This is a genomic window from Leptolyngbya sp. CCNP1308 (assembly GCF_034932455.1).
GTDB lineage: Bacteria > Cyanobacteriota > Cyanobacteriia > Phormidesmidales > Phormidesmidaceae > Nodosilinea.
Window position 1 is genome coordinate 170,721 of record NZ_JAYGIH010000105.1, and the last position, 6,096, is coordinate 176,816.

Here is a 6,096-nt window from a genome sequence, read left to right on the forward strand (position 1 = left end):
CCCGGTGTTGCCACCATTTTAACGTCCCTAGCCTTCCCGATCTGCCTGCCGGGCAAGCTCAGACACCGCCAACCCTGCTGCCTTTGACGCTAAGAAAATGCTCTCAAGTCCCCTCTGTGGGTGGATTCGTTTGCGTTATTAACCCCATAAAATTTAAGCTATATCACTAGCATCCGGTCTGAGTCTATGCTGTCAACACGGACATCCCCGTCCCTTTCTCGACATCGGCCGGAAGTGAGTTCCGCTCATCCCCTACGACAGCAGGCAGAGCATTCCCATCAGCCCTTTGCTGCTGTTTTAGACATAGGCTCTCACCCTTTAGAACGCTGGGGGCACAGCGCCCTACAATGACAACTCTCGATGGCGCTACGGGGCCAACCCACAACCTACGCACCGTTCTTGTTCTCGATCGCGACTCAGATAGATCGGCAGTCTGCCAGCATCTGTTGCAGCCAGCGGACGACATTTCCTATCAAGTCATCACCGAGCGCTACGACGGCCCCGTTCTAGACCTGTGCCAACGGCAGCAGATTCACAGCATCCTAATCGAGTCTCACCATCCAGACGATGGCAGTTTTGAGCTAGTTCAGCACCTCAAAGCCCAGCTGCGCGAGCAGTGCCCGCCGATCATCGTCATTGGGGAGAACGATGCCCGCCTGGCCGTGCGAGCCCTTAAAGCCGGGGCGGTAGACTATCTGAGCCGAAACCAGTTGACCGCAGCGCAGATCTACGAAGCTCTCGCTGCGGCGATCGCCCCACCCCATCTCGCTGGATACCCCAGGGTGCAGGATCGGGAACGGTTTCTCGCCGTGGGGTCAGACTTGCAGGCGATCGCAGGCCACGACGGCTATTTCCGCTGGGTGAGCCCCACCTTTGAACGGTTGCTGGGCTGGACAACCGCCGAGATGACCGATCGCCCCTGGATTGAATTCATTCACCCCGACGATGTTGAGCAATCGAGCGCGGAGGCTACCGCCCTGCTCGCTGGCACCGAAATTTTGGCCTTTGAGAACCGCTACCGCCACCGCGATGGCACCTACCGCTGGCTGCGCTGGCGCTGCCAGATGGATGTCGAGCAGCGACAAAGCTACGGCACCGCCGTCGATATCAGCGCCCTCAAAGAGTCCGAGGCCGCCCTCGACGACAGTAACGACGATCTAGTGGAGCAATCGCACGTTTTCGACGCCATGCTGTCGGCCATCAGCGATTTTGTCTACCTGTTCGACCGCGACGGGCGCTTTGTGTTTGCCAATCAACCCCTGCTCGACCTATGGGGGCTATCCCTAGACGAGGTGGTGGGGAAGAATCTCTTTGACATCGACTACCCCCAGGCCCAGGCCACCAAACTTCAGCAGGAAATTGAGCGGGTGTTTACCACCGCCCAGCCCGTCAAAGATGCAACGTCCTACACCAGCCCGACCGGCATCAGCGGCGTCTACGAGTATATTTTTACCCCTCTGTTTGACCCAGAGGGCGAGGTGCGAGCGGTGGTGGGCTCAACCCGCAACATCACCGAGCGCCAGCGTACCGAAACCGCGCTACGAGCCAGCGAAGAGCGGTTTCGCCTGATGGCCAACACAGTACCAGAGGTGATCTGGATTGCCGACTCGGCCGGTCAAGTCGAGTTCGTCAATCAGCAGTGGAGAAACTACACAGGCGCAGATCACGACCCAACTACAGCGGTAGAAGCCCTGATCAGCTTCGTGCATCCAGACGATGTAGCCATGACCCTAGAGGTTTTTAATCAAGCGCTGGAGGCGGGCGGGCTGTTTAGAACCGAGCACCGCATTCGCTCGGCGGCGGGCTTCTACCACTGGTTTCTAATTCAGGCCGAACCCTACCGCGATCCTCAGACCGGGCAGATCGGACGCTGGTTTGGCACCCTGGTCGATATTCACGATCGCAAGTTGGCCGAAGCGGCCCTGAGCAACTCAGAAGCCAAATACCGATCGCTGTTCAACACCATGGACGAAGGCTTCTGCATCTTGCAGGTGATCTTCGACGAGCAAGAACGGCCCATCGACTACCGCTATATCGAGATTAACCCCGTCTTTGAGCGCCAGTCGGGGCTAGTCGATGCCCTTGGCAAAACCATTCGCGAAATGGTGCCCAATATTGAGCCCTTTTGGTTTGAGATCTACGGCCGGGTTGCCCTGACCGGCGACCCCATGCGGTTTGAAGACCACGCCCAGTCTATGGGGCGCTGGTTTGACGTCAATGCCTTTCGCGTTGGCGAACCCCACGAGCGTCGAGTGGCCGTTCTCTTCAACGACATTACCGCCCAGAAGGAAACCGAGGCCCGGCTGCACCGCGCCGCCAAGCTAGACGCCTTTCGAGTCACCCTATCCGATGCGCTGCGGGTGCTGAACGACCCCATTGAGGTACAGGCAACCGCCTGCCGCCTGATTGGCGAAGAGCTAAACGCCAGTCGCGTTTACTACTACGAATACAGTGAAGCCGCCCGATCGGGTACCGTTCACGATGACTACAGACAAGCCGGTGAGCCCAGCATAGCTGGGGTTTACCAGTTTAAAGATTTCCCGACCGTGCATACGCTGCTGCGCACGGGGCATCCACTACTGCTGGCCGATATCGCTAACACCACTGTGCTCACAGCGCCCGAACAGACCCAATATAAGGCGCTCGGTATGGAGGCGCTAGTCTGCATTCCCTTGGTTAAAAGCTATCGACTGGTTGCGGTATTCAGCGTCAGCCAGTCGGTTCCCCGCGACTGGACAGCGCTTGAAATTTCGCTCATCCACGAAACCGCCGAGCGCACCTGGGCCGCTGTAGAGCGCGCCCAGGCCGAAGCCCAGCTGAGCCGCAGCGAAGCCCAGTTTCGCATGCTGGTTACTGCTAGCTCAGACACGCTGTATAGAATGAGCGCCGACTGGGGCGAGATGTACAACCTCGATGGCCAGTCGTTTCTCCCCAGTACCGAGCAGCCCGATCGCTCGTGGCTAGACACTTACATTCCCCAGGACGAGCAGCCCCGGGTTTTGGAGGCCATTCAACAGGCCATTCGCGACAAAGGCCCCTTTGAGCTAGAGCATCGGGTCTTGCGGGCAGACGGCACCGTGGGCTGGACCGTGTCGCGGGCCGTGCCGCTGCTCAACGAGCACGATCAGATCGTGGAATGGTTTGGAGCCGCCAGCGATGTCACCGAGCGCAAGCAGCTGCTAGAGCGAGAACAGACCGCGCGGGAGCATGCGGAACGGGCCAACCGCACCAAAGACGAGTTTTTGGCAATTCTCTCCCACGAGCTCAGGTCGCCCCTCAACCCGATTTTGGGCTGGGCTAAACTGCTGCAAACCAATCAGCTCGATGCGGCTAAAACCCTGCGCGCCCTCTCTACTATTGAGCGCAATGCCAAGCTGCAGACCAAGCTGATCGACGACCTGCTGGATGTGGCCAAAATTCTGCGGGGCAAGCTTGAGATTAGCGATATTGCGATCGATCTAGCCTCGGTGATTGGAGCCTCTATGGAGGTAGTGAACACCGCTGTGCAGGCCAAATCGATCGCGCTGCGCACCGCCCTGGCCGATGCCTGCCTGGTCAGAGGCGACAGTGCCCGCCTGCAGCAGGTAATTTGGAATCTTTTGTCTAACGCGGTCAAGTTTACGCCCCAGGGCGGGCAGATCGACGTTTGCCTCGAATCGGTAGACGACTGCGCCCAGGTCACCATTACCGACACTGGCAAGGGCATTCGCCGAGATTTTTTGCCCCAGCTCTTCGACTCCTTTCGCCAAGAAGATGTGTCGATTACTCGCCAGTACGGCGGGCTGGGCCTGGGGCTATCGATCGTTAAATATTTGGTCGAAGCCCACGGCGGCAGCATTGTGGCCGATAGCCCAGGCGAGGGGCAGGGGTCAACCTTTACCCTGCGGCTGCCGCTGATGACCGATGCCTCAATCCCGTCCCTGGATGAGACTCGCCCCCCCACCGTGATTGACCTAACAGGGATTAAGGTGCTTGCCGTGGATGACAGCGAAGACACCCGTGACCTGCTGGCGACGGTGCTGGGGCAGTACGGGGCCGAGGTTAGAGTCGTGGCCTCGGGGCATGAGGTTTTGCCCCATCTCACCAATTTTGAGCCCGATGTGTTGGTGTGTGACATCGGCATGCCCGAACTGGATGGCTACAACCTGATGCAACAGATTCGCAGCCTGCCGCCCGAGTATGGCGGACGGGTACCGGCGATCGCCCTCACCGCTTTTGCCCAACCAGAAGACCAGCACCGCGCCCTGGCCAATGGCTTCCAGAAACACCTGACTAAGCCCATTGAGCCCGACCGGCTGCTGCTGGCGGTGGCAGAATTGGCCAGCAGGCCCAGGATTGACCCAGCGGACTAATCTATCTACAGCGTCGATAAATGACATAAAGGGATGCTTTTGCCGGGGCGACTGCCCTTCCCTAGGGTGAGGTATCTAGATTTGAAACCCGTCTATGGATATAGTGCTGGCCTTTGGGCTGTCGTTTGGGGCGCTGCTGCTAGGCGCGGTGCGGGGCGTGTTTATCGCCTATCCGCTGCTGCTGGCGATGGCGTTGTTTGTGGGGGTGCTCAGGCGGCGCGGGTTTTCGCTGCGGGCGCTGACGACCATGGGGTGGCGGGGCAGCCAGAAAGCCCTGCCGGTGATCGGGGTGCTGCTGCTGATCGGTGCCGTCACCGCCAGCTGGATGGCGGCGGGCACCGTGCCGACGCTGGTTTATTACGGCCTCCAGGTGGTGACACCCCACAGTTTTGTGCTGGTGGCCTTTGGGTTGGCCAGCGCCGTGTCGCTGCTGCTGGGCACCTCCTTTGGCACCGTAGGCACCATTGGGGTGGCGCTGATGATGATGGTGGCGGGGGGCGAAGCCAGCGGGTTTTACCGCTCCCTAATCGCCGGGGCGATTATTGCGGGGGCCTACGTAGGCGATCGCGCCTCCCCCATGTCTTCCAGCGCCCTGCTGATTGCCGCCATTACCCGCACCGATCTGTACGACAACATTCGCCGCATGGGGCGCACCTCGCTGCTGCCGTTGGGGCTGGCGATCGCCATCTACGCTGGTTTCGCCCTGTTTACCCCAGTCCCCCTGGCCGAGTCGAGCCTAGGAATCGACCTAGCCGCTGAGTTTCGCCTCGGCCCGGTGACGCTGCGGCCAGCGGCGGTGATGGTGCTGCTGGCGCTGCTGCGGGTGCCGGTGCAGCGGGCTATGGTGGCCAGCACCGCTACGGCGAGCGCCCTGGCGGTGGCCTATCAACACGAAGACATGGGGCAGGTGCTGCAATACCTGCTCACCGGGTTTCACCTAGAGGCTGACTCACCGCTGACCGCCATTGTGCTGGGCGGCGGCATAGCGGCCATGGTGCGGGTGTCGCTGGTGGTGGTGATCTCCACCGCCTTTGTGGGCATCTTTGCCGAAACGCGGCTGCTGCACCAGGTGGAGCGATCGCTAGAGCGGGTGAAAACGCCGGGCGATCGCATCTTGGCTACTACCGTAGTTGGCACCCTCTCGGCGGCCTTTGGCTGCACCCAAACCATCGCTATTTTGCTGACCCAGCAGCTGCTCGGCCCCACCTACCACCGCACCCAGGCTCCCCCCTCAGCCCTAGCCCTCGACCTCGAAAATACCGTCGTGGTGATCTCCCCGCTAATTCCATGGAACATCGCCGGGCTGGTGCCAGCCACAGTTCTCGGGGTAAATGCGGGGTTTATTCCCTTTGCCTGCTATCTCTACCTGCTTCCTATGGTTGAACTGGTCTGGTTTAGGGGGCGATCGTCGCCGGGTGAAGCCCTAGGAAACCTGCCCCTGAGCAAACAACCCATTGCTGAGCATGATCGCTTTAAAGGGGATATTTAGCCTGGCTACCCTTTACCTTTGTCTGGCTATGGCTGTCTTTGCACCCATCGGGTCAGCACTGCATGAGTTTGCTAGAACTGTGGGTGACGATAAGGTCCACTCGTTAGATATGGGCAAAGCTCCATAGGTATAGCTATAGCCAGTCTGATTAGGACATAATCTAGAGGTAGAGACATCCCCACCTGTGTGCCATGGCCAAACCCTACAGCCTCGATTTGCGACAAAAAGTCGTTGACGCCATCGAACTGGATGGGA

Annotated in this window: 2 protein-coding genes; both read left to right on the top strand. The window is 59.6% G+C overall.

What is annotated here, in order from left to right; translation table 11 throughout:
* The first annotated feature begins 347 nt into the window (after window positions 1–347).
* Complete coding sequence (locus tag VB780_RS26475) at window positions 348–4,352, top strand: PAS domain S-box protein (RefSeq protein WP_323354187.1); 4,005 nt, start codon at window positions 348–350, stop codon at window positions 4,350–4,352.
* Between the two features lie 94 nt (window positions 4,353–4,446).
* Complete coding sequence (locus VB780_RS26480) at window positions 4,447–5,841, top strand: Na+/H+ antiporter NhaC family protein (protein ID WP_323354188.1); 1,395 nt, start codon at window positions 4,447–4,449, stop codon at window positions 5,839–5,841.
* Window positions 5,842–6,096: the final 255 nt, after the last annotated feature.